General features: G+C 57.5%; 25 protein-coding genes and 3 pseudogenes. 18 read left to right on the forward strand and 10 right to left on the reverse strand.

Translation table 11 applies throughout. The annotated features are described in order from the left end of the window. Positions 1-62: 62 nt before the first annotated feature. The 6 genes from PHA01_RS26730 (at position 63) to PHA01_RS26755 (ending at position 7068) form a co-directional block, all read left to right on the forward strand. Entirely contained in the window at positions 63-740 is a 678-nt protein-coding gene (locus PHA01_RS26730) for a DUF2291 family protein (protein ID WP_271899309.1), read from the forward strand. Next, the gene (locus PHA01_RS26735) at positions 737-2284 is read left to right on the forward strand and encodes a sugar ABC transporter ATP-binding protein (RefSeq protein ID WP_271899310.1); all 1548 of its coding nucleotides are present in this window, start codon (positions 737-739) and stop codon (positions 2282-2284) included. Before PHA01_RS26730 ends, PHA01_RS26735 begins: the two co-directional genes overlap by 4 nt. Next, a complete protein-coding gene (locus PHA01_RS26740) occupies positions 2278-3348 on the forward strand; it encodes an ABC transporter permease (protein ID WP_417021050.1) in 1071 nt (356 codons plus the stop codon). The genes PHA01_RS26735 and PHA01_RS26740 overlap by 7 nt, the downstream gene beginning before the upstream one ends. Then, positions 3345-4379 (forward strand): Gfo/Idh/MocA family protein, encoded by a 1035-nt coding sequence (locus tag PHA01_RS26745; RefSeq protein ID WP_271899338.1) that lies wholly within the window; start codon positions 3345-3347, stop codon positions 4377-4379. The genes PHA01_RS26740 and PHA01_RS26745 overlap by 4 nt, the downstream gene beginning before the upstream one ends. Then, entirely contained in the window at positions 4376-6295 is a 1920-nt protein-coding gene (gene apnL / locus PHA01_RS26750; protein ID WP_271899312.1) for a D-apionate lactonase, read from the forward strand. Before PHA01_RS26745 ends, apnL begins: the two co-directional genes overlap by 4 nt. A gap of 62 nt (positions 6296-6357) precedes the next feature. Beyond that, the gene (locus PHA01_RS26755) at positions 6358-7068 is read left to right on the forward strand and encodes a transcriptional regulator NanR (protein WP_271899313.1); all 711 of its coding nucleotides are present in this window, start codon (positions 6358-6360) and stop codon (positions 7066-7068) included. Positions 7069-7238: 170 nt separating this feature from the next. Here PHA01_RS26755 and PHA01_RS29630 read toward each other — a convergent pair. Then, a pseudogene (locus PHA01_RS29630) lies at positions 7239-7518 on the reverse strand (transposase); the annotation flags it as partial. Next, positions 7416-7808, reverse strand: a complete 393-nt coding sequence (locus PHA01_RS29545; RefSeq protein ID WP_417021046.1) for a DUF1016 N-terminal domain-containing protein — start codon at positions 7806-7808, stop codon at positions 7416-7418. The pseudogene PHA01_RS29630 and the gene PHA01_RS29545, both read right to left, overlap by 103 nt. A 359-nt stretch (positions 7809-8167) precedes the next feature. On the opposite strand from PHA01_RS29545, the gene PHA01_RS26760 reads away from it, so the two are divergent. The 3 genes from PHA01_RS26760 to groL all read left to right on the forward strand — a co-directional run bounded on the left by PHA01_RS26760 (position 8168) and on the right by groL (position 10703). Continuing rightward, the gene (locus tag PHA01_RS26760; protein ID WP_271899314.1) at positions 8168-8467 is read left to right on the forward strand and encodes a hypothetical protein; all 300 of its coding nucleotides are present in this window, start codon (positions 8168-8170) and stop codon (positions 8465-8467) included. A gap of 246 nt (positions 8468-8713) precedes the next feature. Further along, positions 8714-9007 (forward strand): co-chaperone GroES, encoded by a 294-nt coding sequence (locus PHA01_RS26765; RefSeq protein WP_271899315.1) that lies wholly within the window; start codon positions 8714-8716, stop codon positions 9005-9007. A gap of 70 nt (positions 9008-9077) precedes the next feature. Beyond that, entirely contained in the window at positions 9078-10703 is a 1626-nt protein-coding gene (gene groL, locus PHA01_RS26770) for a chaperonin GroEL (protein ID WP_271899316.1), read from the forward strand. 335 nt (positions 10704-11038) lie between these two features. Here the strand turns inward: groL and PHA01_RS26775 are convergent, their stop codons facing one another. Together PHA01_RS26775 and PHA01_RS26780 are read right to left on the reverse strand one after the other, a co-directional pair. Then, positions 11039-11314 (reverse strand): hypothetical protein, encoded by a 276-nt coding sequence (locus tag PHA01_RS26775; RefSeq protein WP_224514389.1) that lies wholly within the window; start codon positions 11312-11314, stop codon positions 11039-11041. 167 nt (positions 11315-11481) lie between these two features. Further along, positions 11482-11691: a cold-shock protein gene (locus PHA01_RS26780; RefSeq protein ID WP_224514387.1), complete on the reverse strand. Its 210-nt coding sequence runs from the start codon at positions 11689-11691 to the stop codon at positions 11482-11484. Positions 11692-12256: 565 nt separating this feature from the next. Here PHA01_RS26780 and PHA01_RS26785 point away from each other — a divergent pair. The 4 genes and pseudogenes from PHA01_RS26785 to PHA01_RS26800 all read left to right on the forward strand — a co-directional run. After that, positions 12257-12628: a response regulator gene (locus tag PHA01_RS26785; RefSeq protein WP_271899317.1), complete on the forward strand. Its 372-nt coding sequence runs from the start codon at positions 12257-12259 to the stop codon at positions 12626-12628. A gap of 157 nt (positions 12629-12785) precedes the next feature. Beyond that, the gene (locus PHA01_RS26790) at positions 12786-14228 is read left to right on the forward strand and encodes a DUF7125 family protein (protein ID WP_271899318.1); all 1443 of its coding nucleotides are present in this window, start codon (positions 12786-12788) and stop codon (positions 14226-14228) included. Next, positions 14228-15268, forward strand: a complete 1041-nt coding sequence (locus PHA01_RS26795) for a sensor histidine kinase (RefSeq protein WP_271899319.1) — start codon at positions 14228-14230, stop codon at positions 15266-15268. Before PHA01_RS26790 ends, PHA01_RS26795 begins: the two co-directional genes overlap by 1 nt. Before the next feature lie 160 nt (positions 15269-15428). Continuing rightward, positions 15429-15575 (forward strand): annotated as a pseudogene (locus PHA01_RS26800) (DUF779 domain-containing protein); the annotation flags it as partial. Between the two features lie 144 nt (positions 15576-15719). On the opposite strand, the gene PHA01_RS26805 reads toward PHA01_RS26800, so the two are convergent. The 3 genes from PHA01_RS26805 to PHA01_RS26815 form a co-directional block, all read right to left on the reverse strand. Further along, positions 15720-16079 (reverse strand): cupredoxin domain-containing protein, encoded by a 360-nt coding sequence (locus PHA01_RS26805; protein ID WP_271899320.1) that lies wholly within the window; start codon positions 16077-16079, stop codon positions 15720-15722. Continuing rightward, the gene (locus PHA01_RS26810; RefSeq protein WP_271899321.1) at positions 16048-16572 is read right to left on the reverse strand and encodes a DUF4142 domain-containing protein; all 525 of its coding nucleotides are present in this window, start codon (positions 16570-16572) and stop codon (positions 16048-16050) included. The genes PHA01_RS26805 and PHA01_RS26810 overlap by 32 nt, the downstream gene beginning before the upstream one ends. A gap of 83 nt (positions 16573-16655) precedes the next feature. Beyond that, on the reverse strand, positions 16656-17348 hold the full coding sequence (locus tag PHA01_RS26815; protein ID WP_271899322.1) for an RNA polymerase sigma factor: 693 nt from the start codon (positions 17346-17348) through the stop codon (positions 16656-16658). A gap of 589 nt (positions 17349-17937) precedes the next feature. Between PHA01_RS26815 and PHA01_RS26820 the strand changes: the two genes are divergently transcribed. From PHA01_RS26820 to PHA01_RS26830, 3 genes are all read left to right on the forward strand, one after another. Continuing rightward, complete coding sequence (locus PHA01_RS26820; RefSeq protein WP_271899323.1) at positions 17938-18192, forward strand: type II toxin-antitoxin system ParD family antitoxin; 255 nt, start codon at positions 17938-17940, stop codon at positions 18190-18192. Continuing rightward, positions 18192-18485, forward strand: coding sequence for a type II toxin-antitoxin system RelE/ParE family toxin (locus PHA01_RS26825; protein ID WP_271899324.1), 294 nt, complete (start codon positions 18192-18194; stop codon positions 18483-18485). Before PHA01_RS26820 ends, PHA01_RS26825 begins: the two co-directional genes overlap by 1 nt. A gap of 370 nt (positions 18486-18855) precedes the next feature. Continuing rightward, positions 18856-19644, forward strand: a complete 789-nt coding sequence (locus tag PHA01_RS26830) for a hypothetical protein (RefSeq protein WP_271899325.1) — start codon at positions 18856-18858, stop codon at positions 19642-19644. 61 nt (positions 19645-19705) lie between these two features. On the opposite strand, the gene PHA01_RS26835 is transcribed toward PHA01_RS26830, so the two are convergent. The 3 genes and pseudogenes from PHA01_RS26835 to PHA01_RS26845 all read right to left on the reverse strand — a co-directional run bounded on the left by PHA01_RS26835 (position 19706) and on the right by PHA01_RS26845 (position 23387). After that, positions 19706-20533 carry a hypothetical protein gene (locus tag PHA01_RS26835; protein ID WP_271899326.1) on the reverse strand — a complete coding sequence of 276 codons (828 nt, stop codon included), beginning with the start codon at positions 20531-20533 and terminating at the stop codon, positions 19706-19708. Positions 20534-20604: 71 nt separating this feature from the next. After that, positions 20605-21590 (reverse strand): annotated as a pseudogene (locus PHA01_RS26840) (HAD family hydrolase); the annotation flags it as partial. A gap of 66 nt (positions 21591-21656) precedes the next feature. Then, the gene (locus PHA01_RS26845; RefSeq protein WP_271899327.1) at positions 21657-23387 is read right to left on the reverse strand and encodes an arylsulfatase; all 1731 of its coding nucleotides are present in this window, start codon (positions 23385-23387) and stop codon (positions 21657-21659) included. A 491-nt stretch (positions 23388-23878) separates the two neighbouring features. On the opposite strand from PHA01_RS26845, the gene PHA01_RS26850 reads away from it, so the two are divergent. Together PHA01_RS26850 and PHA01_RS26855 are read left to right on the forward strand one after the other, a co-directional pair. Beyond that, positions 23879-25666 (forward strand): sensor histidine kinase, encoded by a 1788-nt coding sequence (locus PHA01_RS26850; protein ID WP_271899328.1) that lies wholly within the window; start codon positions 23879-23881, stop codon positions 25664-25666. Next, the gene (locus PHA01_RS26855) at positions 25663-26298 is read left to right on the forward strand and encodes a response regulator transcription factor (RefSeq protein ID WP_271899329.1); all 636 of its coding nucleotides are present in this window, start codon (positions 25663-25665) and stop codon (positions 26296-26298) included. The genes PHA01_RS26850 and PHA01_RS26855 overlap by 4 nt, the downstream gene beginning before the upstream one ends. The last annotated feature ends 355 nt before the right edge of the window (positions 26299-26653 follow it).

A 26653-nucleotide genomic window follows, 5' to 3' on the forward strand; every position in this document is an offset into this window, starting at 1 on the left:
ATCACGCAAGATCCGCCATGCCTTCTTCGATGCCCTGATCCTTATGCTCGCGAGTGAAATGGATGACAATCAAAGTAAACGTCCTTGTTGCCGTCTCGGTCGCCGTCGTGGTGCTCGGCGTTTCGGGCTGCAAGATCAAGAAGAATGAAGCCGCCAGCGCCAAGGCCTCCGGCCAGCTCGAAATATTCTTTGATTCCTCGGACTTCAATGCCGAGAAGGTGGTTGCCGATATATGGACGCCGAAGGTCGAGCCTTTCATGCGCGACAAGGCTAATCGATTTGCCGAGGTCCAATCGGCGTTGGCAAAGGACGCCAGGAGTGCCGGGCCGCAGTATGGATATAGCGAGAATCCTGCCCAGAACCCCTATAGTTTCATAGTCAGGCTTGACGGCCAGGTGGTCGACTCGAACACCAAGTCCAGGGCCGCCTATATCGCGGTGGATACGAATGGCGACGGCAAGAGCGATGCCAAGGTGCAGCTTGGCCCGGTCATCCGTGGCACGGCGCTGCGTGACGTCCTGCCTTTCATCCCTTTCAGCGCCTTCAAGAACCAGATTGAATATGCCAATGTTGGCCGTGCGCTGAATGCGCATGTCTACGAGGCCAAACTCTCCAAACTCGACCGGGACAACCTTGTTGGAAAACATGTGAGTGTAACGGGGGCTTTCGTGGCCCCGAGTGCGGGAGCTGAAATCCTGATTGCGCCGTCCGACGTCACCATCGCAGGCGGCCAGCCATGAACGCCGATCAGGAAGTCATCCTCAGCGTGCGCGGTGCTACCAAGGTCTATCCGGGGACGATCGCCTTGAAATCCGTGGACTTCGATGTCCGCAAAGGCGCCGTTAATGTGCTTGTCGGGGAGAATGGCGCCGGCAAATCGACCCTTATGAAGATTATCAGCGGCGTCGAACAGCCAACCGAGGGCACCATACTGCTGCATGGCGAGCCCATTCGCATGACCAGTACGCAGGATGCTATCCGCAATGGCATCGGTATTGTGTTTCAGGAACTCAACCTGTTCCCAAACATGACCGTCGCCGAGAACATCTTCATTACGCGCGAACAATGCCGTTTCGGCATCGATATTGACCGCACGACGCAGGAAGAGAAGTCCCGGGCACTCATGCGGCGTCTTGAACATGATATTGCGGTCGACCGGCCGGTCGGAGAATTGCGCATTGGCCAGCAGCAGATTGTCGAGATTGCCAAGGCCCTGTCACAGGACGCAAGGATTCTGATCATGGACGAACCGACCTCGGCATTGAGCGCCACCGAGGTCGAAATTCTGTTCCGCGTGATTGCCGAGCTGAAGGCGCAGGGGGTGGCAATCGTCTATATTTCCCATCGTCTCGAGGAACTCGTGCGCATCGGCGATTTCATCACTGTCCTCAGAGACGGCAGCATAACCGGCTCGAGTTCGATGAAGGACATCGATGTGCCTTGGATCGTGCGAAGCATGATCGGCGCGTCGTCAAAGGACTATGCCAAGACCGCAGAGCACAAATACGGCAACGAGATTTTGCAAATCGAGGATATTACGCTGCCGAGGCAAGGCGGCGGTTATATGGTTGACCATGTCTCACTGTCGTTGCGGGCAGGGGAAATCATCGGCATCTACGGCCTGATGGGGGCGGGCCGAACCGAGTTGTTCGACTGTATCATGGGGCGGCACAAGCATGCCGGGGGGACGATCCTCGTTGGCGGAAGGCCATTGCCCAAGGCGGATGTCCTTGAGCGTATCAATGGTGGGCTTGCCCTGATCCCGGAGGACCGGAAGGCCGAGGGGCTGATCCAGATCATGTCGATCAGCGACAACATGACCCTGGCGAGCCTCTGGAACTATGTGCGCGGCGTGCAGATCGACGGCAAGAAGGAGCGCGCGACAGTCGCGCAATACGTTCGCAAACTCGCGATCAAGATCGCCAATCCGGATAATGAGGTCGCATCGCTTTCAGGCGGAAACCAGCAGAAGGTGGTCATCGGCAAGGCGCTCATGACGGATCCGAAAGTCCTGCTTATGGACGAACCGAGCCGTGGCATCGATATCGGTGCCAAGGCGGAAGTGTTCCGCACCATGCGCAGGCTTGCGGCGGACGGCCTTGGCATTCTCTTTGTGACGTCCGACCTCGAAGAGGTCATGGCGCTGTCAGACCGCATCATCGTCATGTCCAAAGGCCGCATCACCGGCGATTTTCAACGCGTTGGGGCAACGGAACAAGCCGTGGTCGCCGCATCGAGCGTCGGCCACGACATTACCGGCCAAACCATGGAGGCTCGATCATGAGCGCTACGATTACCAAGCAGGCGCCCGGATTGACCTCCAGTTCGGCAGTGATGGCGCTCCTGCACATGCGGACCTTCATCGCCCTGTTCCTGGTCCTGATCTTCTTCTCCTTTGCCGCGCCGAACTTCCTCAGCACGGCGAACATGATGATCATGTCGAAACATGTGGCGCTCAACGCGTTCCTTGCCGTAGGCATGACCTTCGTCATCATCACCGGAGGCATCGATCTTTCGGTCGGATCGATCGTCGGCCTGTCGGGTATGGTTGCAGGCGGACTGATCATGAACGGGCTCAATCTCGGACCAATAGGCTACACGATCTATTTCAATGTGGTCGAGGTCGTTCTCGTTACCCTGGCCGTCGGCATCCTGATCGGGGCCCTCAACGGATTTCTGATAACGCGATTGAATGTAGCGCCATTCATTGCGACGCTCGGCACCCTCTACGTGGCCCGGGGCTTTGCCCTCCTTTCGTCGGACGGACGGACGTTCCCGAACCTCGTCGGTAACGCTGAACTCGGCACGACCGGGTTTCCGTTTCTCGGGTCGGGCGTGATTTTGGGCATCCCCGTATCGATCTGGCTGCTGGTCATCATCGGCTGTGGTGCTGCCTATATCGCCGGACGCACGCCACTTGGCCGTTTTATCTATGCCGTCGGCGGCAATGAACGGGCGGCGGCGCTGTCCGGCGTGCGTGTCAATCGCGTGAAGATGTTCGTCTATATGTTCTCTGGCTTCTGTGCCGCGATCGTTGGCCTGATCATTTCATCCGAATTGGTGGCGTCCCATCCCGCCACGGGCGAAAGTTTTGAACTCAATGCGATCGCTGCTGCCGTCCTTGGCGGCACATCGATGTCGGGCGGCCGCGGCAAGATCGGCGGCACCATCGTCGGCGCGTTTGTGATCGGTATCCTTTCCGATGGCCTGGTGATGATGGGCGTCAGCTCGTTCTGGCAGATTGTCATCAAGGGTGTCGTGATTATCGCGGCCGTTGTCGTTGACCAGTTTCAGAGAAGGCTTCAACAAAGACTTGCGCTGCAACAGCAGGCAGCGATCGGAGGCTGACAATGGTGAGAGGCGGACTGATCGGTTGTGGCTTCTTTGCCCATAACCACCTCCATGCCTGGCAAGAAATAGGTGATAGCGCGATTACGGCCCTGTGCGATCGTGACGAGGAGAGATTGCGGGATGCCGGCCAGAAGTTCGGGATCAGCAATCTTTATACCGATGCGGCAGAAATGATGGCCCGCGAGTCCCTCGACTTCGTCGACATCGCAACAACTGTCGCGACGCACCGCCCGCTGGTCGAGTCGGCCGCTGGCGCAGGTCTGCCTGTCATTTGCCAAAAGCCCTTCGCCGAAAGTCTCAGCGACGCCCGCGCGATGGTCGATGCCTGTGCCCGGGCAGGTGTGCCATTGATGGTGCATGAGAATTTCCGTTGGCAGGCGCCGATACGCGCCGTCCGCGCTGTCCTGGACAGCGGCCGGATCGGAACCGTCTTTTGGGCAAGAGTGTCGTTTCGATCGGCCTATGACGTCTTCTCGGGCCAACCCTATCTTGCGACATCGCAGCGGTTCATCCTCGAGGACCTCGGCATCCACATCCTCGACATTGCCCGCTTCCTTTTTGGCGATGTAAGCCGCTTGTCTGCGGTCATCAATCGGGTCAATCCCAAGATCAGGGGCGAGGACGTTGCGACCGTGCTCATGCTCCACGAAAGCGGCGTGAACAGTATCTGTGATTGCAGTTACGCGACAGCATTGGCAGAAGAGCTTTTCCCGCAGACACTGCTGGAAATCGATGGCAGTCGGGGCTCGATCCGGCTCAATGCCAACTACGAATTGATCGTGCACAGCAATGGCGTGACCGAGAGGCAGACGGTCGCCCCGGTCCTTCACCACTGGGCATGCCGGCCCTGGCACAATATCCAGGAAAGTGTCTACGCCATACAGAAACACTGGGTGGATTGCCTTGCCGGCGGGACCGTCCCGGAAACCTCAGGAGACGATAATCTTAAAACCATGACGCTCGTGGCCGCCGCCTATCAATCGGCGGCGGGGAACCTTGCGCCAGTCGATGTCGCGACATTGACATGACGGCTCCGTCACCTCGTTCGCTCAGGCTCTTTGGAACGGACATTCCCCCGGCCGACGCGCAACTGTTGAGGGCGGGGGATCTGGAGGCGGAGTTGGTACAGGGGAACCTGCGCGCGATCCGCTTCAAGGGGCACGAAATACTCCGCGCCATCGCCTATGTCGTGCGGGATCGCGACTGGGGCACGTTCGATCCGGCTATCAGCGATCTCGTTGTCGATATGCAGCCGAAACGTTTTGAAGTGCGCTATTTCGCCAGCTGCGGCGGTCGATTGCGCTATACGGCGATAATCGGCGGCGACGCCGACGGAACGCTGAAATTCTCCGTCACGGCAACGCCGGACCGGGACTTCGAGACCAATCGGTGCGGGTTCTGCGTACTGCATCCAATCGTCGGGGTCGCCGGGAAGCCCGTCACTGTCGAACACTGCGACGGGGCGACAGAAGAGGCAATATTCCCGGATCTGATCGCGCCCTGGCAGCCCTTCAAATCGATCCGTTCCCTGAGCCATAATCCGGCTGAGGGGATAGAAGCGACCTGCCGCCTGCTTGGCGCTGCGTTCGAGATGGAGGATCAGCGCAACTGGTCGGATGCCTCCTATAAGACTTATGTGCGCCCGCTCGCCTTGCCATGGCCCTACATCATGCCCGCCGGCACCGCGAACATGCAGGAGGTTGAGCTGTCGCTGCGGGTAGCACCATCGGCGGCGACGCGCAGGAGGAACGGAAACACCGTCCGCGTGACGGTTTCCGGGAAGCCTTCGGGCCATAGGCTGGCGGAAACGGGACTGCTCGTCATGCCCGACACGTTGCAGCAGGCACTCGACGGTGCGTCGGCAGTCAAAGAGATTGGTCCCGGCTTTCTCCTTTGTCATCTCGACCCATCAGCCGGCCACGGCGAAGCTGAATTGACCGGCTATGCCCAACTCCGCAATCGTACAAACTGCCCGATCCTGCTGGAGTATGTCGCCCTTGCTGGCACCGACCTCGATGGCGAGTTTCGGGCGCTGGCAGCGCAGATCGAGCGATCCGCGCTTCGGCTTGCCGGGCTGACCGTTTGCCCGTTGGTGGACAGGCAGTCTACGCCGCCAGGAAGCCGCTGGCCTGAATGCCCGCCATTGTCCGCTCTTTACGACGCGGCGCACGAGAACTTTGCGGGTCTTGCCATTGGCGGTGGAATGGTAAGCTACTTTACCGAACTCAATCGCAAGCGGCCGCCTGTTGAAAAACTGGATTTCGTCACGCATGGCACCAATCCAATCGTTCATGCAGCCGACGACGAAAGTGTGATGCAGACGCTTGAGGCGCTGCCCTTCATCTTTCGTTCTGCAAGGAAGATCATGGGCGACGTCCAGACGTATCGCCTGGGGCCATCCTTCATTCCGATGCGCCAGAACCCCTATGGTTCGCGCGCCTTCGAGAACGATTTGGGCGAACGCAAGGCGATGGCGAAAGCCGACCCGCGACAGGGCGGTGTATTTGCTGCTTCATTCATGGCCGGGTACGCCGCGCGCGTTGCCGAACATAACATTGCTTCCTTCGTTCCCGCTGGCCTGTTCGGCGCCGCCGGCCTTGTCGGCGACGCCGAGACCCCTTATCCGGCGTGCACTGTCGCCAAGTGGCTATGCTGCCTCGCCGGGCAATCTGTGCTCGAGAGCAGCTCGGAGGAAGAGGCCTCAATACTGCTCGCAGCCTTTAAGGACGATGCAGGACATGTAAGCGTTTTGATCTCCAATATCACGGGGGAAGTACATACGGCCACCCTTGATCTGTCCGCCCGCCCGTCCAGGCTGTCGGTCGCCATATTGGACGAGGATAGTTTCCCAGGAGCGGCGAGGAGGAGATTGCCCTTTGGCGAAGATCAGATCGAGCTTTTATTGAAGCCCTATGCGGTAGCACTCCTGCGTTATAACGTTTGACAGTGCTGACTTCGTCCGCACCACACTGATTTGCAATGAAGGTTCGGGAGTCCTTTTGGCCTATGAAAAATCTCGATGATCGAATCGTCCGAAGAAAGCTGTCCGATGAGGTTTTCGATCGGTTGCACGACCTTATCGCCAGCGGCGAAATCGGTCCCGGAGATGAGATGCCCTCCGAGCGGGATCTCATGGAGCGATTTGGCGTGGGCAGGCCCGCGATCCGCGAGGCGATGCAATCGCTGCACACTATGGGGTTGATATCCATTTCCCACGGCGAGCGGGCAAGGGTTAGCGCTTTGACGCCGCGGAAGATGTTCAAGCAGATCGATGTGGTGGCACGCATGTTGATGCTGACTTCCCCGGAATCGCTTGAACATCTCAAAGGCACCCGGCTGTTCTATGAGCGCGGTTTGGTCCGCATAGCGGCCGAGCGGGCGACGCCCGGTGACATCGACGCGCTCGAGTCAATCTTGGCCAGCCAGAAACGCCACTACGGCAATTCTGAGCGCTTCATCGCGGATGATATTGCTTTCCACCGTAAAATCGCTTCGATTTCCGGTAATCCCATCCTCGAGGCATTGAGCGAGTCGCTGCTAAAATGGCTGTTCGAGTATCACATCGAGATGTTGATCTGGACCGGTCAGGAAAACGTGACACTTCAGGAGCATGCGGCAATCCTGAATTGCATCAAAGGTGGTGATGCCGACGCGGCGGAACGGGCTATGGTTGTTCATATCGAGCGCTCGCGGGCTCTCTATGCGGTCAAACGTTGAACCAGGTTGATGACCTCAACCTTGGTGCAATTCTGGGCATTGTAGAAAAAATCTTGTCTACACTGTTCATCGACGCCGATTTAACCTCGGCAACTATCCCAATTTGAGATAACGGCACAATGCAAGCGGGTGTGGGTTCTAATTCAAATGCAACGGCGGTCTGGGGCAGGTCAGTCCGGCAGCGATACGATTTCAACAAGCTGTTCTCTGAACACTTCGGTCGGGTCCTGTCGTCGAGACACTTTCCCGGGGTCGTGTTGAGACGCTCGCTGATTGATCGCACGGTTTGCTGCGGCAGCGACAGGAGAGATCCGTGTCACGCGGCAGGTAGCGGCGCACTCTTTTGTTCATGTTCTCGACAGAGCCTTTCTGCCAGCGGGCTTGCGGATCGCAGAACCATGCCTTCGGCCCCATCCCGGCCGCCAAATCGCGCCAGGACACGAACTCGAATTTGCTAGTCTTCGCAAAAAGCTTTTGCTCCTCCAAGGCAGACTGTGGAGCAGGGAGGGTCCGTGCGAAGTGGTAAGTACTTTGCCTTGCCGTCGATAAAGGCCGCTTTCGATCTGATATGCGAGGAGGTTGCGGCTCCACCCATGTTTCTTCGCATGACGGACATACCAAAGTTGCTCTTCAGTACTCTTCAAAGCTTCAATGCGTTTGACGCTTTGGCCCCAAGGCAACCTTGCAGCAAGTTGTTGCACGATCTCCTCGTCGGGAAACACCTGCGCCAAGGCACGCATATATTTGAGATTTCGAGGCAAAAGGACCGGGCCTGTCGATCACGCGGACACCCATCCTGCGCTGCTCTGGCGGGCTAATTTCCCGCTGCCGATGCTCCAATAGAGCAAGATAGGTTCTCGGCTGACAGCGACGGCCGCCGGCGCCGCCGCAGGAATATGTCAACCTCCGGCGATCGGGTACGGAGCGTCATGAACAAAAAAGGACCGCTGCGGGAGGAGGTGCAGCGGTCCTGATTGTAAATGTACCGCGGGAGGAGGTGCAGCACACTTGAGCTGGGTTTCCGGGAGGAGAAGAACCCAACGACGCCAGACTACCTTAGGTCAAATTTGAGGCAATCCTTAATCATGCATAACAGTCTATGCAAATTGTCGCATTCCTGTCGTGGCGGGCAGCAGAAAACATCTGTTCGGAAACAGCGACGATATCGACCTGCGCACTGGCGCCGGCACGCGGGAAGGGCCAGAAGCGGCTCCGGAGCCACCCGAGCATCAAGGAGCGCCTGGCCATTGGCGGCCGCTTGGTCATGCCGGTTGGACCCGATGCAATGAGCCAGAGATTCGGCAAAACTGACCGGAGCTCAATGCCCCCGATCTTCCGCTTCGTCGCGTTGGCACAGGCGAAGACCAAGCGCATCGCGATCAATGCCCGTCATAACTGACTGCAACTGGCCGGGTGCAGCCTGACAGGCTGGCGAAACCGTCTCGGACTTGCTCAGAGATCTCGCGGCCCTGATTGCGCAGATGGCAACGAGTGATCCACTACCGCCCGCGTAGGCGAAAGCAACCGCCGAGGGTATTTGCAGGTTCCGATTTGGGCGCTGCCAGCTAGCACTCCTATCATTCGAGTGCCAATGAGGGTATGAAGGCATGTGAGCCACATTGTCTGGCTGCAGAAAGAGTTCCTCATGAAATTCCGGCCACTTCACGACCGCGTCGTCATTCGACGCGCTGAAGGCGATATCAAATCCAAGGGCGGGATCATTATTCCCGACACTGCCAAGGAAAAGCCCCAGGAAGGCACAGTGATTGCGGTGGGACCGGGAGCCCGTGATGAAAGCGGCGCCCTGATCGCACTCGATGTCAAGGCAGGCGATGCCGTTCTGTTCGGCAAATGGTCCGGTGCCGACGTCAAGATTGACGGCGACGATCTCCTGATCATGAAGGAGACGGACATCCTGGGCATCGTCGAGACCCAGTAGGCGGAACGAAGAATGCCCTATGGGCAATTGCCGCACTTCTCAATTTCAAGAACGAACTGGACGAATAAACATGTCTGCCAAAGAAATCAAATTTTCCACCGATGCCCGCGACCGGATCCTTCGCGGTGTCGAAATACTGAACAACGCCGTCAGGGTGACTCTGGGCCCAAAGGGGCGCAATGTCATCATCGACCGCTCTTTTGGTGCGCCGCGCATAACCAAAGATGGCGTCACTGTCGCCAAGGAAATCGAACTTGCCGACAAGTTCGAGAATATGGGCGCACAGATGATCCGCGAGGTCGCATCAAAGACCAATGACCTCGCCGGGGATGGAACCACCACGGCGACGGTGTTGGCCGCCTCGATTTTGCGCGAGGGGGCAAAACTCGTTGCAGCCGGGATGAATCCAATGGATCTAAAGCGCGGTATCGACCTTGCCGTGGCCGCTGTCGTCACCGACATTCAGGCGCGGGCAAAGAAGGTCAAGACTTCGGAAGAAATTGCCCAGGTCGGAACCATCGCCGCCAATGGCGATGCCACCGTTGGTGAGATGATTGCCAAGGCAATGAAGAAGGTGGGCAATGAGGGTGTTATTACCGTTGAAGAGGCAAAGACCGCCGACACCGAACTCGAAGTTGTCGAGGGGATGCAGTTCGATCGCGGATATCTCTCGCCCTATTTCGTCACCAATACCGACAAGATGCGGGTGGAACTGGAGGACGCCCACATCCTGCTTCACGAAAAGAAGCTCGGCAATCTGCAGGCGTTGCTGCCGATCCTCGAAGCCGTGGTCCAGAGCGGAAAGCCGCTTTTGATTGTCTCCGAGGATGTGGAAGGCGAAGCTTTGGCGACCCTTGTCGTCAACAAGTTGCGCGGCGGTCTCAAAGTGGCTGCGGTCAAGGCCCCGGGGTTTGGTGATCGTCGCAAGGCCATGCTGGAGGATATTGCGATCCTTACCGGTGGTCAGCTGATCTCCGAAGATCTCGGCATCAAGCTGGAGAATGTCACGATCGACATGCTCGGACGGGCAAAACGCCTCCTCATCGACAAGGAAGCCACCACGATCGTCGAGGGAGGAGGCGACAAGGCCGCCATCGCAGCGCGGGTCCAGCAGATCAAAGCGCAGATCGAGGAAACCACTTCAGACTATGACAAGGAAAAGATGCAGGAGCGACTGGCAAAACTTGCCGGTGGCGTTGCGGTGATCCGTGTGGGTGGTGCAACCGAAACCGAGGTCAAGGAAAAGAAAGACCGTATTGACGATGCGCTGAACGCCACGCGTGCTGCGGTGGAAGAGGGCGTTGTTCCGGGCGGCGGTGTCGCGCTGTTGCGTGCCAAGGCATCATTGGCTCTCCTTACCGGAGCAAATGCCGACGTGACCGCCGGTATTTCGATTGTGCTGCAAGCCCTTGAAGCTCCGATCCGACAGATAGCCGAAAATTCCGGTGTCGAAGGTTCGATCGTTGTCGGCAATCTTTTGGACAGCAAGAAACCCAATCAGGGGTTCAACGCGCAGACCGAACTTTATGTCGATATGATTGCGGCTGGCATCGTCGATCCGGCCAAAGTGGTCCGCACAGCCCTTCAGGATGCCGGCTCGATTGCCGGGCTATTGATCACAGCGGAAGCCATGATCGCCGACATTTCACCATCGGCAGCGCTCGAAATGAATGACGCAAGAAGTACCGGATACTAAATTCTGGTTCCCGGTACCATGACATCGCGCCACAGCTTTTGGCGCGATGTCTGCCCGTTACAAACATCGAGATTGACTTGCTGGACGCTCGGATAAAGCGATTTAGTCTAGGAGTGAGCCTTCCCTATGGCGCTACGACAGAGCCAGGAGTTCGTCGGATTTCGGGTGCGTTCATAGCGTTGAAAAGCCGGCACTAGAGGCGCCGATGGCTTTTGCGGCAGCGACGGTCGCGCCATCCATGCCGCCGAGAAAAGACACAGTGGTATCGATCTAGGTTCATCATGGTCCCTGCATTCGTATGCGGCGGCACGCCGGGTACACACGTTAGCCGCAGGCTATGCACGATCGAAGGTAAAGGAGGTAAGCAGAGTGGTGACGAAGTTACTCGCTTTTTCTTTGACCAGCACCTCTGTCCATTCGTTTGTCCCTCGCAGCATGAGACCCGAGTAAATGCTGTCGACCGCTGCCTCCTCGATGCGCTTGATATGCGACTTGAACACAGTTTCATCGCCCGTTTTGTACATATCCCGCACGACCATCCGTAGGATTTCCTGAATGGCAATCTGCCAGGCCGTGTTGATCGCCTGGAGCTCATTGCTCTGCTCTGTCATTCAAATCTCCGAATATGCGCCGGCTGGCCGCGGAGCAATGCTATCCGGCTCGGAGGCTTCCGACAGTTCATGAACATAAAAAAAGGCCAGGCAGATGCCTGACCCACTTGGTTAACTTGCCTTCGACAGTATCAATATAGCCGTGGCCAAGGCAAAGCGGTTACCGATTACATAGCCTGCAGATTACAGGCCGACATTTTACCCGACTTACTGTCGCGCTCCAGCTCGTAGCCGATCTTCTGACCCTCGACAATTTCGCGCATACCGGCGCGCTCGACCGCAGAGATATGAACGAACGCATCGGTGCCGCCGTTGTCAGGCTGGATAAAGCCGAAGCCTTTGGTGGAATTGAACCATTTAACTGTGCCAGTGGTCATAACGAACCCTTTCATAGCAATTGCAACGACCCGCCGACATAGAACTTGGCGGATGATGATCTCGATCTTTGAAGGGGAAGTTCGTCCAGGGCACGTTGCCAGCGCGCGATAACAAAAGTCAAACTAGCAAACATCGACGCTAGACGTGTACCCCTCCACACACCAAGATGTCAATGCGGCGCCCCCTCCGGTCGCGGTGTCGCTGTCAGCATCATAAGGTTGGGGGATGGTCGCCCTTTCCCGCGCGCACGACGGTCGCGAAGAAGCGCATCGTTCAAGGCGAACCGATGCTTCGCTTTTGCATCTTTGTCGTCCCAGGATTTTCAGGAGCGCGTTTGCAGGGTCGGTGCACTGAATTTGCAGGCGAGCAGGGCAGGACAGGACAGGACAGGACAGGTGAAAATATTCGTTCTTCGCAAGCGTTTGCGCCCATTCCGCGCTTGCGGCCGTGGTCGTCCGCTACCGTGCTTTGGTCCACTATTTATTTTCTTCGGATCGATTTGAGAGCGCACGCGTTGGAAAGCAGCCCACGATGAGACGGACAGCGCTACGAAAGGGACTTCGTATGAAGAAGAACTCGATCACAATCCTCGTTGTAGAAGACGAGGTCATCGTCCGCATGGACATCGCCCACGCTTTGGAAGCCGCCGGCTTTAGCGTGTTGGAAGCGGGCGATGCCGACGAGGCAATCGCTATCCTGAGTGAACGCGATGATATCCGGGTGCTGTTCACCGATATCGACATGCCCGGAAGCATGGATGGATTGAAACTGGCGGCCGCGGTGCGGGACAGGTGGCCACCGATAAAGATCATCGTTACATCGGGACATAGGTACATGTCCGACGACACACTTCCGGTCGAGGGCCGCTTTTTTGGAAAGCCTTACCACCACAAACACATCATAGAGGCCGTACGAGAGATGGGAATGGTGAATTAATGGAGGTGGCTCGATAGCGGCTCGAGGTCATATGAATGCGGATGCCGTCGATCGCGATGTTGACGATGGTCAATGTGGAATATAAAGCGGGAAGCGTTTGCAGTCAGCCGTCTGGCGTCTCCCCCTACTCGATTTCAACGGAATGGATTCGATCGACATGGTCACGCATAAGAAACAATCTGTCGTGAAAACCGGCATTGCCGGGCTGGATGAAATCCTCCGGGGCGGCTTGCCTTCTTCCAATTTTTACATCCTGCAAGGTGCTCCCGGATCGGGCAAGACAACAGCAGCGCTACAGTTTCTGCTCGCCGGCGTCGAGGCCGGGGAACGCTGCCTTTACGTCAGTCTCTCCCAGACCGCGGCAGAGCTTGAATCGATCGCCATTTCTCACGGCTGGAGCCTCAAGGGTATCAGAGTTGAGGAGTTGTCGGCGTCCGATGCTGTGAATGGCGCTTCGGATCAAACGATCTTTCAAACCACGGAGCTCCGGCTCGACGAAACCCGGAAAGCCGTTGAGCAGGCAATTGAAGATCACAAGCCCCACAGGCTTGTCTATGACTCGCTTCTGGAAATCCGCCTCATCACAGGAGATTCCCCGCGCTTTAGACGCGAACTGTTGGGTTTTAAATCTTTCCTGGCGCAGCGGCAGGTGGTGGCCTTGCTACTGGATACACAGACGAACGGCTCAGTTGAGCGCAGCGGCGAGGAGGTCGAGGGGATTGCCCATGGTGTCATCCGCTTCGACAAATCGCTCGAGGAATATGGCGGGGTCCGTCGCCGGATCGAGGTAAGCAAGATGCGCGGCGTTCCTGTGGCCGACGGCTATCATGATATGGCCATACGGGAAGGAGAAGGGGTTATCATCTACCCAAGGATAATTCCCGGGGCGGCATCCGAAACAGTCAAACCGCAGCTGATCAAGTCGGGCGTTACAGCCCTCGATGAAATGTTTGGCGGCGGACAGGAGTCGGGAACGACGACGCTGGTTATCGGCCAGTCGGGGACCGGCAAATCCACCATGTCATCGCTCTACGCGACAGCTGCATTGAAACGGGGCGAGAGCGTTGCGCTCTTTCTGTTTGAGGAAAGATTGGAAACGTTTTTCCGGCGTTCCGAGGGACTTGGCATGGACCTGCGCCAGTTTCACAAGGACGGCCAGCTGATCATACGGGATTTCAATCCCAACGAGATATCGCCCGGCGAATTCGGCAAGATCGCGCAAGAGGTGGTCACCCGGGAAAAGTCGCGCGTTGTGGTGATCGACAGCTTCACCGGATATCTGAATTCACTGCCGCACCGCGAGAAGGCCGTGCGCGATATCCAGTCTTTGCTGAAATATCTCGCCCGTTCGGGCGTACTGACCATGTTGATCGTCGCGCAACACGGTTTGCTCGGGCAAAATGTTGGCATTGACGTCGATGTCAGCTTCCTTGGAGACACTGTCCTGCTTCTCAGGATCTCCGAACATGAAGGAAAGCTCAGACGCAGCATCACGGTCGTCAAGAAGCGGCACGGTCCACATGACCTCGACGTCCGAGAGCTCTTGATCGAAAGCTCCGGCGTTACCGTTGTTGCGTACAACCCCCTGCCAGAGGCGTGATGGACGCCAGCAATCACGGCGAACTGGACTGGGTGCTTGTCCTGGCACCCTACAGGAAAGACGCAGCCTATATCGAGATGTTGCTCGTGGAACATGGCATGGTCGTCAGGGCCTGTGCCGATACCGAGGATCTGGTGCGGAAGCTTCCGCAATCGCCCGGCGTAATCATTGCCACCCACGAGTCCCTCAATCCTCCGACGATCGAGGCCATCGCAAACCATTTGACCACTCAGCCAAACTGGTCGGACTTGCCAATTTTCGTGCTGTTGGATCGAACAGCACAGCAATCGCGAATCCGGGCGGAACTGGACAGGCGATGGCCACGCTCACGCCAGCTGTTCTTTCAAAGACCCATCGCTTCCCTGGAGCTTGTGAGCGGCGTGCAATCTGCGCTCCTTGTCCGGTTGCGCCAGCGGGAAGTCAGAGACTCCATCGAGCGGGAAAGGGAGCTTCGTCTCGAACTCAACCACCGCGTCAAAAATATCCTGGCCAGCGTGACATCGATTTTTCGCATGACCCGTCGCGGTGCCGACACGATCGATGCTCTTACCGCTGACTTCGAAGGCCGCCTGGGGGCACTGGCCAACGTCCACTCCGCCGTATTCGAAGCAGGAGGCGACGCCGTCGCACTGAGAGGCATGGTGAACCTCACTCTGGAGCCTTATCGTGCCGACGGGAGGAACAGAATTTATGTCGAAGGGCCTGATCTGCTGCTCACCCGCGAGGCGGGGACAACCCTGGCGCTATGCCTGCACGAACTTGTCACAAACGCCCTCAAGTACGGTGCGCTTTCAACCCCGGAGGGAAGCGTCAGCGTGGTCTGGGAAATTTCTGCCAGCGACACACCGGCGTTGACCCTTGAGTGGGCCGAGACCGGGGGGCCGGCTGTCGCGCCTCCGACGAGGGCAGGTTACGGAACCAGATACGTGCGTTCGGCGCTGGCTGCCGTCTTTGGAGAAAAGCCCATTGTGACTTTTGATCCTGCCGGCCTGCGGTGCGTTGTCAGTGGACCGCTTTCGAAGGTCTCACCAAGAGACTGAACCGGTGCCTGCGCCAGGTACCGGGCTCCAGCGCACCAAACGATCCCTGAAAGAATCTCGTATTGGATACGCGATTCCTATTCGGCAATAAACCGGCGACTTAAACGTTGTAGACGGGATGCAGCCGAGGGCCGCTTTTGTTTCATCAGTCTGGCGGTTCTACATCAGCGCCCCGCAATATGACGTGTGGAAGCACACCGCGCTTATCATAGACGTCGTCCCGGGCCGTGGCGGCATGTTTTCGCCCGATAATGGCCGGGAAGGAAGAGTTCTGACGCGATCAAAAGTCTGCGTCGTTCCGGAGTGATGACTGCAATGTCCAAACAAAGGAGGTGCCAGTTTTCCTTGAACGACCGAGCCACTGTCGACTCTGACGAGGGCGATGTTGCCACGCCGGAACGGCGAGAAACGGATCAAGTAAGCAGGACCGATCTCCCGTTTGACAATCGTCTTATGGCTTGACCGTAAGACTTGCCTTCATGTTGGGATGGAGACGGCAGTAATACTGCACTGTTCCCACGCTGGTGAGCACAAGGCTTGCAGACTTGCCCGCCGGGATCATGACTTCCCAGCCTTCTTTGACAGTCGCAGTGTGGACTAAAAAATCCTTGTTGACCCATTCGATCGTGTCACCAATCTTGGCGTCAATCGACACCGGTGAAAACGCCATTTTTTCGATTGTGACCTGGAGGGTCTCGGCTTTTGCATGAATTGCACTCAGGTGGAGCAAGAGAACCACAGCAGGCAGAAGCTTCCGCCTCGACAACACTGCAGCAGCCCTATTTGAGCTCTGCGGCAACGTGCTCCGCATGCTGTTCATGTCCTTGGAATATCTTCAGGCCGGTTTCTAGCAAACTCTTCAACTCTGCATTGGTCGCCGACGGAATAAGCAGTGTTTCAAGTGCGCCGTTCACCTGCTTGTGATACGCCACTTCATTGTCGACATAGGCTTTGTCGAAAGCCGCACCCTTGAGCTTATCGAGTTTTGCCCGCTCGCTGGTTGCAGCTTTGGTGAGCGCTTGGCTGGTATCGTTGTCTTCCGGTGTTACCTTGAGCTTCTTGACAAGTGACAGCGCCTGCACGTTGACCGCCTCGTGATCGCGAACCATATCCTTGGCAAAGGCGACAACCTCTTTGCTCTTGGATTTGGCAATGGCCTGTTTTGCCGCATCAATGTCGATAATCCCGGCGGTATAGGCGATGTGCGCGATCTGCGGGTCGGTAGGTTTGTCAGCAGCCTGGGCAAGTGACACACCTCCCAGAAGCGACAGTGCGGTCATAATCGCCGTTGTTTGCGAGAACATAGAAAATCTCCTTCACCCGGATTCCCGGGTTTGTTTTCCGTTGACCGCTATTGGATGGTTCCGAAGGAAAAAGGTTCCAGGAATTAATCAGGAAAACCGAGGCGTTGCATCACAGCTGCCGTCAGGCGCGCACAGCGGCGGCCCGCAAAAGGAAACGCATCCAGCAATACCGGACCGATCTGGCCCTCCAGCTCCTTGCGCACCAGCGCACGGGCGCGATGCAGCCGCGTCTTGGCCGTCTGCGGACGGATACCGAGATGCTCGGCGGTTTCTTCCTGGCTCAGTCCTTCGATTACCCGGGCAATAAAAACAGTGCGATAGATATCCGGTAAGTTGTCGGTCGCCCGTTCCACCATCTGCAGCATCTGTCGCTGTGCCATCATCCGCTCCGGATCGTCGCTCGTGTTGAGGGGGAATTGAATGATGTCCGCCTGTGGCGCCAGAACGATTGCTGTTGCAAAAGCGGACGCATGCCGCTTTTTGCGCAGTCGGCCCAAGGCTTCGTTTATGACGATCCGGGACAGCCACGTCGCAAGCGAAGAATCCCCGCGAAATTTTTCGAGGTGAACAAATGCCGAGACGTAAGCTTCCTGAATGATATCCTCGGCCTCGCCGTCATTACGCATGATACCGCGCGCGATCCGGAATAGCCCGCGATTGTGGGTTTGCATGATCAGGCGAAAAGCTTCGCCATCTTGTGCCATGGCGCGGCGAGCAAGTTCAAGATCCTCGATGTGAATGGCTGTAATGACCGTCTTGTTCAAAACCGCTGACATGGCCAATCTCCTGTTGGACATATTAGATGATATTGCCGATGAAAGGTTCCCGCTTTTTTCGCTCCTATGGCATTGAAAGATGCAAGCCTCCAGACGCGCCGACGCGGATCGGAATTGGATCGAAGCGCCTGAATATATATCTTGTCACCGTGAGAGCGATTGCACCTTGGCTCAACCAGATCTGTTGGCTCCCTGGAGCGCCGTTCTGCGAAGTGATGACGAGAAGAATGGCGCCGTCATCGATTCGGATTGGTTCAAGCCGACCGGTAGCGAATGTTGTGAAACGGACTTCGACGATGGATCAAGACATTGACGCCACAATGGAAGTTGCTCGAAATTCATGTGTTATCGGCATTTTCAAAGGAAGTTTTCCTGACAGGTTCTGTAGTTGAACAAATGCCAATCCTGAGCAAGGATGGTCAAGATTTTACAGGCTGACCGCCTGGTTCACCGTTTTTATTAATGGCGATTCCCGGTGGCGCGTAACGGGGTCAGAATGAACTCTGCCCGCCTGAAAAGTCATGTAAGACGATCAGGTTTTGACAAACTTTGCCAAACTCAGTCAATCTGGGCGCAAATGGAGGCTTGAATGGCTACTATGAACGTATCTCTACCGGACCAAATGAAAGATTGGGTCGAAGCCCAGGCAAGGACCGGGCGATACGCCAATGCTAGTGATTATGTGCGCGATCTGATTCGAAGGGACCAAACGCGTAGTGATAAGATTGTTGCCATGCAACGCTTCGTCGATAACGGTCTCAAAAGTGGTGTTGGCAGCCGGTCGAAGGACGAGCTCTTCGCTGCGGCTGCCGCGCAAACGGAAACGCCGCGCGCCAGCAGATAATGCGTTTTAGCCTTTCTGTCGAAGCGGAAGAGGATATCATCGCCTTCACCGAGGAAGGTATCCGCATATTCGGAGCGCTACAGGCCAGGCGGTACCATGACGACTTGTTCGCGGTCCTTGAACTGATCGCCGCAAATCCCCGAACGGCGCGTGAGCGAGAAGGGATTTCGCCGCCGGTCAGGATCCATCCGTTCAAAGCCCATCTGATTGTCTACCGCATCGAAGAGAAGGGAGCCATTTTCGTGATCCGAATACGCCATGGACTTGAAGATTGGGCCAGCGAACCTGCTTAGGGTCCGCCGATTGAACAGACAAGCGCAGTTGCTTTTAAAGCAATCACCGCTGGGAATGTAACAGACGGCCTGACATTCTTTAAGTTGCTGTTATGCTGCTGAATCATCCCCCGCATATTGTTTCAGGATCGATGGTTCAACTCCCATCAAGACGACCATAGTGCCTGCTTATGGCTCAAAGCGGTCATTTGAGCCAGTTCGTTACGCACCTTCTAGTTGTTGCATCCGACTGCAGCCAATGCCTTCCCCTAAGGTCGATGGCGGTCAAGCTGGAACGGTGTTACCTTGGGCGTGGGGATTCAATTTGGACGGCGTCGCGTTTTGGCATGCGGTGTGTTGGAGACGGTCGAGCGACGTTGGGGGAAACAACATGAAATATTCCATTTCGTTGATAGCATTGATCGCAGCTGGTCTTCTGGCAGCAAGTCCCGTGCGTGCCGCCGACATCACGTCGCCGATGGCACCCGAACTCAAGCAGACCGAGAGGGATGGTTGGACGTTTGCCATTGCCCCGTATTTCTGGGCTGCGGGCATGTCCGGTGACGCCGGGCTTTTCGGTTTGCCGACCGTGCATCTCGACATGGACTTCGGCGACATTTTGAAGAATCTCGACTTTGCCGCCATGGCGATCGGCGAGGCGCGCTACGACCGTTACAGCCTGTTCACCGACATCTTGTACACCAAGATCTCGAGTGGCCGCGCCACGCCGCGAGGCATCATTGCCGGAAGCGTCGACGTTTCGTCCGAAACATTTGCCGGCCTCGTCGGTGCCGGCTATTCGGTTCTGCAAAATGAGCGGGGCAATCTCGATATTGTCGGAGGCCTGAGGGTCTGGCACGCCAGCACGGACATTTCGTTCAGCGGCGGCATCCTCGACGGCCGCGGCCGGAGCGACGGGGCGACCTGGGTCGATGGTCTCGCCGGACTGCGCGGCAAATATTCCATCACCGACAAGGTATATCTGACAGGGTGGGGCCTTGTCGGCGGTGGCGGCGCGAATGTCGACTGGGATGTCGCAGGCGGCATCGGCTACAGTTTCAACGACAAGATCTCGGCCGTTGCGGGCTATCGGGCGCTTGGTGTCGACTACAGCGATGACGGCTTCGTCTTCGATGTCGTCCAGCAGGGACCGATCTTCGGCGTCGTCATGCATTTCTGAGCGGGAAGCCGTAAACGCAAAATTCACGCTGCGCCAAAGCGGCCTGAGCTTTGCGAATAACTCAATAGCACGGTGGTAGCGGATAATAGCCGCATTGCGGGTAGTAATATGGATTGGCAGCCGCCGCACCTAGGGCAGCACCTGCTACCGCGCCGGCTGCCACCGCACCGCTGCCATACCAGGCACCGTGATAGACCGGAGCATGCCAGTAGGTCCCGCCGACGTGGGCAACATTGACGTCACCGACATGGGCGTAGCCTCCATGGAAATCTCCTGCAGCAAAGTCGCCGCCACGGAAGCCGCCTCCGCCGAAGTTCCCACCCCCGGCAAATCCGCCTCCATGGAAACCGCCTCCGCCAAATCCGCCGCCGCCGAAGCTTCCACCGAAATGATCGATGAAAAGCGCTGCTGGCCCGGACCCACCATCCAGGCTTCCTTCAAGAACCATAACGTCGAATGTGAGATTGCCGCCGTCGAGCTTCGGAGATTTGAGGGTGACGACAGCGTCACTCACACCCGATCCGTCGCCGCCGAGCACGGATACCGTGGCGTTTGGCGGGTCAACGGCAAAGTTGTCCTTGCCCTCATCCCACTGCATGATGAACTGCTCGGTGGCGACATGTCCTGCGGCCCGCACCGGACGGTCGGCAAAGACGATGGAATTTGCCGACACGCCGGTGAGAACAAGCTTGCCGCCGTCAAGCTTGGCTCCTGCCGAATTGATGACTGCAAGTGACGGCACAGGGCCGGTCGGCGTGACAGTCCCGATGGTTTTTTGCAAGGGCACACTTGGTTTCTTGGCCGAATCCTGGGCGAATGCTGCCGTCGTTGCCAACGCCAAACCTGCGGCAACGGCCATAGAGCCGGCGATGGGATGGTTGATCTTCATAACGATATCCTCCGAGTTGTCGGGAAAGTTGCCGATCGGTCCGCAACGTCCGGACGTGCGTCACTTTTCGGGAAAGACTGTTTCCAGTCGGCCTTCATGTCGACAACGGCCCACTGGTTGACGGCGGCCGCATCAAGCGCCGTGTCGAGGCGACCGAACTCCGTATTGCGGTCGTAGGCATATTCGCGCTCCACATCGGTGTGGTGGATAATCATCCCGAAACCGGGTTTGTCGCCCAAAGTCGTCGACTGCAGCATCTCAAGGTCGCCATCGGAATTGCCGAAGGCTGCGATAGGACGGCGGCCAATGTGCTCGTTGATACTAACGGGCTTGCCGGCCTTATCGTCAATGAAGTTGACTTGCGGCAGCCGCATCAAGGTCGGCGCGCCATCCTTCATCTCGAATTGCGTCTTGATCGACGAGCCGACGACCTGTTCGGGCGGGACGCCATAGACCTTGTCCGTCCATGGCCGCATCATCTCGATGCCGCCACCCGAGACGATGAAGGTCTTGAAGCCGCTGGCGCGCAAATAGGTAAGGAGTTCGAGCATCGGCTGGTAGACGAGCTCGGTGTAGGGCTTCTTGAATCGCGGATCACGCGCGGTTGCCATCCAGTCGGTGACGATCGTCTGGAACTCCTCGTGGGTCATTCCGGCGTGCGTCGCCATGATGAGTTCCAACAGCCCCTTTTCGCCGGCTGCGGCAAGGGTTTTCATATCGCCCTCAAGCACCGCCTTGAATGGCTGTGTGTCCTTCCATTCCGGATGCGATGCGGCCTCGGCCTTTACCCGGTCAAGGGCGAAAGCGAGCTGAGTGTAGATCGGATGCTCGACCCACAAGGTGCCGTCATTGTCGAACACGGCGATGCGTTCCGGCTCGGCGACGAAGTCGGGTGTGTTCTCTGTGGTCACCTTCTTGACGACTCGACGATGGCAGCCTTTGGTGCCGTGTCGTTCCACGACGGCAGCGGATCCGTCTGACCCTGCGCCGTTGCGACAGCCAGCAGGATGAGAACACCAGTCAGTATGGGCTTTAAGAGTGCGTTGGGCGACAACATGAGATGTTCTCCATCACAAATGGGGTCGAGGCAGCGGACGCCCGAGGCCGTCCGCTGCCGTTCTCGTTATTCGCCGGCGCGGCGTTCGGCACTCATTTGCTTCACCTGCTGGACGACCTGTTCGAGATTGTAGCTCGCAGGGTCCTGCATCGGCGGGAAGTCGACGTAGCTTTGCAGCTCCTTCAACCACAACACCTGGCCGATAGGCAGGAGGTTCCAGTCGTAGATGTAGGCGGTCAAGGGGCCGGCAAGCGTGCCGCCTTGGCCCATGAGCGTCTTGATCTGCTGCCCGACCGAGGTTTCGAACGGGTCGCGCTTGATGTTGACGACCTGGGTCCAGTGGTAGGGAACCACGCCGTTGAGGAAGCCCTCCGGTGAATCGGACACCATCGCGAAGTACATCTTCCAGTTCTTGTAGCGGACGGCGGAGGGGTCCTTGCCCGAATAATAGAAGAACGTGTCGCGGGCGGATTTATCCGATTTACCTTCAAGAAAATCGCGCTGGTTGACGCCGTCGAGCGTCGTCTTGACGATACCGGGATAGGTGCCTTTTTCGACCTGTGCCTTCAGTTCGTTGGCCTTTGGACCACCGGCGATGTCGACCAGGGTAGGCAGCCAGTCAAGCGAAGCAAAGATGTCGTTCTTCACGGTTCCAGGCTCGATATGACCTGGCCAGCGCACGACCATCGGGGCACGCATTCCGCCTTCCCAAGTGGTCAGCTTGCCGCCTTTGAACGGGGTTGTGCCCCCGTCGGGGAAGGTGATGGTTTCCGCGCCGTTATCGGTGGTGAAGACGATGATGGTGTTGTCGAGTTGTCCCATCTCCTCCAGCTTCTTGAGCACGTAACCGATATTGTCGTCCATCTGCTTCATGCCGGCCTCGTTGACGCCCCAGTCCTTGCCGCCGGGTTCGCCCACCATGCCCATGTATTTGTCGTTCAGAACTGTAGTGACGTGCATGCGGGCCGGATTGTACCAGGCGAAGAACGGCTTGTTGGTCTTCTTCGGGTCGTTGCGGTCGAGGAAATCGATGAGGTGGCTGGAGATTTCCTCGTCAACCGTCTTCGAGCGTTCCAGCGTCAGCGGGCCCTCGTCCTTGCAGGTTTGGTTGGCGGCAGTGCCGTCGGAGGACTTGCAGGCCAGCATCGGACGCGGCGGTGTCAGGCAGATTGTTGTCTTGGGATCAACGGCCGCTGGATCTTCAGTAAGGCCGGGGATCGGCGTGTTCTTGCAGGGCGGTGCAACCGTCTGCTCGGTCGGTGTCTTGTTGATGTCGGGGAAGCTAACGCCTTGCATGGCGTCGAGGTGATAGAGATAGCCCCAGAACTCATGGAAACCGTGAGCCGTCGGCAGGGAGTCCGTGTGATCGCCCAAATGATTCTTGCCGAACTCGCCGGTGTTGTACCCGAGGTCACGCAGGAACCATGACAAAGTCGGCGTTCCAGGCTTGAGGTAAGAGGGACTGCCCGGCAGCTGCGGCGGGATCATGCCCGTGCGCAGCGGGTGCATCCCGGTCAGGAACGCGTTGCGCCCTGCCGTGCAGCTCTGCTCGGCATAATAGGTCGTAAACATCGCACCTTCATTACCGATGCGATCGATGTTGGGCGTTTCCCCGACCATCAGGCCGCGGTGATAAATACCGGGCTGCATCCAGCCGATGTCGTCACCCATGATGAAAAGGATGTTGGGCTTGTTTTGCGTGTCCTGCGCCTCTGCAGGCCCAAGCGCGCTGCTGCCCAGGAGAAGGGCCGCGGCGGTCAATGCGCCAAGGCCGTAATTCAAGAATTTGCCGTTCATTTGCCAGTTCCTCCGTTTGAAGCTTCCAGCCTGACATCGTTCGAACGAGGTGATTGATGGAGCGCAGGACATGACAGTGCACGTCGCGACCAACGTGTTGACCCTGATGCTCAAGCCAGAACTATCGTCAAAATTCCAAGCCCACACGCCTCCCGCTGCGCAGGTCGACGGGATCCTACGAAAGAGCCGTGCGCAGCGATATTGTACTTAAGGGCAAACGAGACAACGCCAGGCAATAAGGAACGTCGCCCGTGGGCCGTCAATTCGACGACCATCCGGGGCGCACGTCGGAGCGGGCATTCCCGTGGGATCACCTACATACTTCCACTGATACCGTCCTCGGCTCAATCTGTTACTATGGGTCCGTCTTGTTGGGGGCAAGAACGTTCATGGTGTGCAATTGGAAGGTTCGATCGAGCCGGATTGTCGGGTCCTCGGCCGCGTTTTTTTTCCTGGTTCTCCCGATACTGCCCGCTGGACAGGCCGTCTCGATGGAGATCGTGGGCCGGGTGCCCCGTGTCCTTATTCTTTATCCTTACGACGAACGAATAGCGGCAACGACCGAAGCGGGAGAAGCAGTGCGAAACCGGCTGCGGGAAGGGACCGCGGGCAAGGTCGATATTTTCTCGGAATTTCTCGACCTCACAAGATTTCCGGAGAAAGCCCATGTCGAGAAAATGGCGCACTTCCTCACCGACAAGTATCGCGACCGTCGGCCGGATGTGGTGATTGCGCTCAGTGACGAATCGGCGAGCTTCATTGCCACCCACCGCAACACCGTCGCTCCAGGTGCGCGTATCGTCACCACCGGCCTCAGCAGATCCACCGCCGGGAACATACACTTGCCGGGCGATGTGATCGGAGTCTTCAACAAGGATGACATAGTAAAGACGCTCGAGATGGCCCGCGGCCTGCAGCCGAAGGCGCGGCATCTCTTCATTATCGGGGGATCGGCGGATTTGGACCGCGCGTGGCTTGCAACGGCGCGTGCCGACCTTGCGGATTTGGCCAAGAACTATGAAACCACCTACCTCGAGAACGTGACCATCGACGAGTTCGTCCAGCGTGCCGCTCGCTTTCCCCCGGACAGCATCGTTCTAGCCCTGACTATTTTTAAGGACAGCACCGGCCGTAACTTCATTCCACGCGAGGCCATCAGGCAAATTGCGGCAACGGCTAGCGCACCAATCTACGGACCTTATCCCACTTATATCGATCACGGCATCGTCGGCGGCAACATGGTCACTTTCGAGTCTCTGGGTCTGGCCGTTGCAGACCTCGCCCTCGATGCGATTGCCGGAAACCCGATTGTCAGTGTCGACGCTGCGCCGATCTATATTGCCGATGCGAGACAACTGAAGCGTTGGGGGTTGTCGGAAAGCGATCTCCCCGCGGGAACTGTCCAATGGTTCAAGAACAAAACGCTCTGGGAAGAGCACTGGCTGGCGGTACTCACCACAATCGCCGTCATCGCGGCGCAAGGTGTCGTGATTGCCGGCCTGCTTGTCGAACGCCGCCGCCGCCGCGCCGCGGAACTGGAATTGCGCGTCCGTCTCCTCGAACTCGTGCATCTCAACCAGTCCGCGACGGCCGGCGCGTTGACCGCCTCGATCGCGCATGAACTCAACCAGCCGCTCGGCGCGATCCGCAGCAACGCCGAGGCGGGCGAGCTGTTGCTTCGGGGCGAGACACCCGATCTCAATCTGATCAAGCAGATCCTTGTCGACATAAAAGACGACGACCAGCGGGCCGGTGACATCATCACGCGGCTGCGGGGACTGCTGAAAAAGCGCAGTGACATCGACTGGCAGGAATTCGACCTCAACGAGGTGATCAAGAGCGCGATCAAAATCCTCCGCCCGGAGGCCGAGCGGCGAAGCATCGTGATCAGTTGCAGTGGCGCAACGGACGAATTGCGGGTGCGGGCCGACAGGGTCCATATCCAGCAAGTCATTCTCAATCTCGCCACCAATGCGATGGATGCCATGCTCGACGTGACGTCGACCGAGAGAAGGCTGATGTTCCAGACCCGGCTGACCAAGGGATCCAAGGTTGAGCTGTCGATTTCGGATACCGGAGATGGCATTCCCGGCGAACAGCTCGTCGGCGTCTTTGATCCATTTTATACGACCAAGCCGACGGGAACGGGCCTTGGTCTTTCCATCGCGCGGATGATCGTCGAAACCTATGCAGGCAAGATATGGGCCGGCAACAATCCCGAGGGTGGCGCTGTCATTCGTTTCAACCTGCCTCTCGTGCGAAGCGGGTGCGTCACATGACTCCCATCATTCACATCGTCGACGACGACGACTCGTTTCGAACTGCGCTGGGCCGATTGATCGCATCATATGGCTTCCGCGTGGCGTTCTATGAGTCGGGCGACCAGTTTCTGACAGCGTTGCCGACTCCGGAACCGGGTTGCATTGTCCTCGACCTCCAATTGCCCGGCTTGAGCGGTAGCGCCTTGCAAGAGCGTCTTGCCGAAACAGCGCCGCTGCTGCCGATCATCTATCTCACCGGCGAGGGCAACATCCGGGCCGGCGTGCGCGCTATCAAGGCCGGTGCCGAAGATTTCCTGGAGAAGCCAGCTTCAGGAGAGGCACTGAAGGAGGCGATCGATCGAGCCCTGCTGCAGAACGAAAGGCGGCGTGCGGAATATGACCGCGTCCATGCTCTAGAAGCTCTCGTGGCCAGCTTGACCCCGCGGGAATCCGAGGTGTTCTGTCAAATGGTCCGAGGAAAACGCAACAAGCAAATCGCCTACGCCATCAGCACGTCGGAGCGAACCGTCAAGGCGCACCGGCACTGCGTCATGGAAAAACTGGGGGCCAAGTCGCTGGCGGAAGCGGTGTCGATCGCCGAGAGAATGGGATTGTTGGATATTTCGCCCAAGCCAATGCGCCGCGCTTGATGCTCTTCCCCTTAGGACAGTATACGACGTCGTTCTTCAGCCCTATCATCCAAAGCCGATGTACCGGCTGAAAAGAGGATCAGGTGGAAAAGCTGCCATGGACGATTGCTGTCGTGGAGGACGATCCGAGTATGTTGAAAAGTGTTCAGCGGCTGCTCAATGTCCACGGATATTTCGCCCAAGCCAATGCGCCGCGCTTGATGCTCTTCCCCTTAGGACAGTATACGACGTCGTTCTTCAGCCATATCATCCAAAGCCGATGTACCGGCTGAAAAGAGGATCAGGTGGAAAAGCTGCCATGGACGATTGCTGTCGTGGAGGACGATCCGAGTATGTTGAAAAGTGTTCAGCGGCT

The organism is Candidatus Phyllobacterium onerii, assembly GCF_028331445.1.
GTDB lineage: Bacteria > Pseudomonadota > Alphaproteobacteria > Rhizobiales > Rhizobiaceae > Phyllobacterium > Phyllobacterium onerii.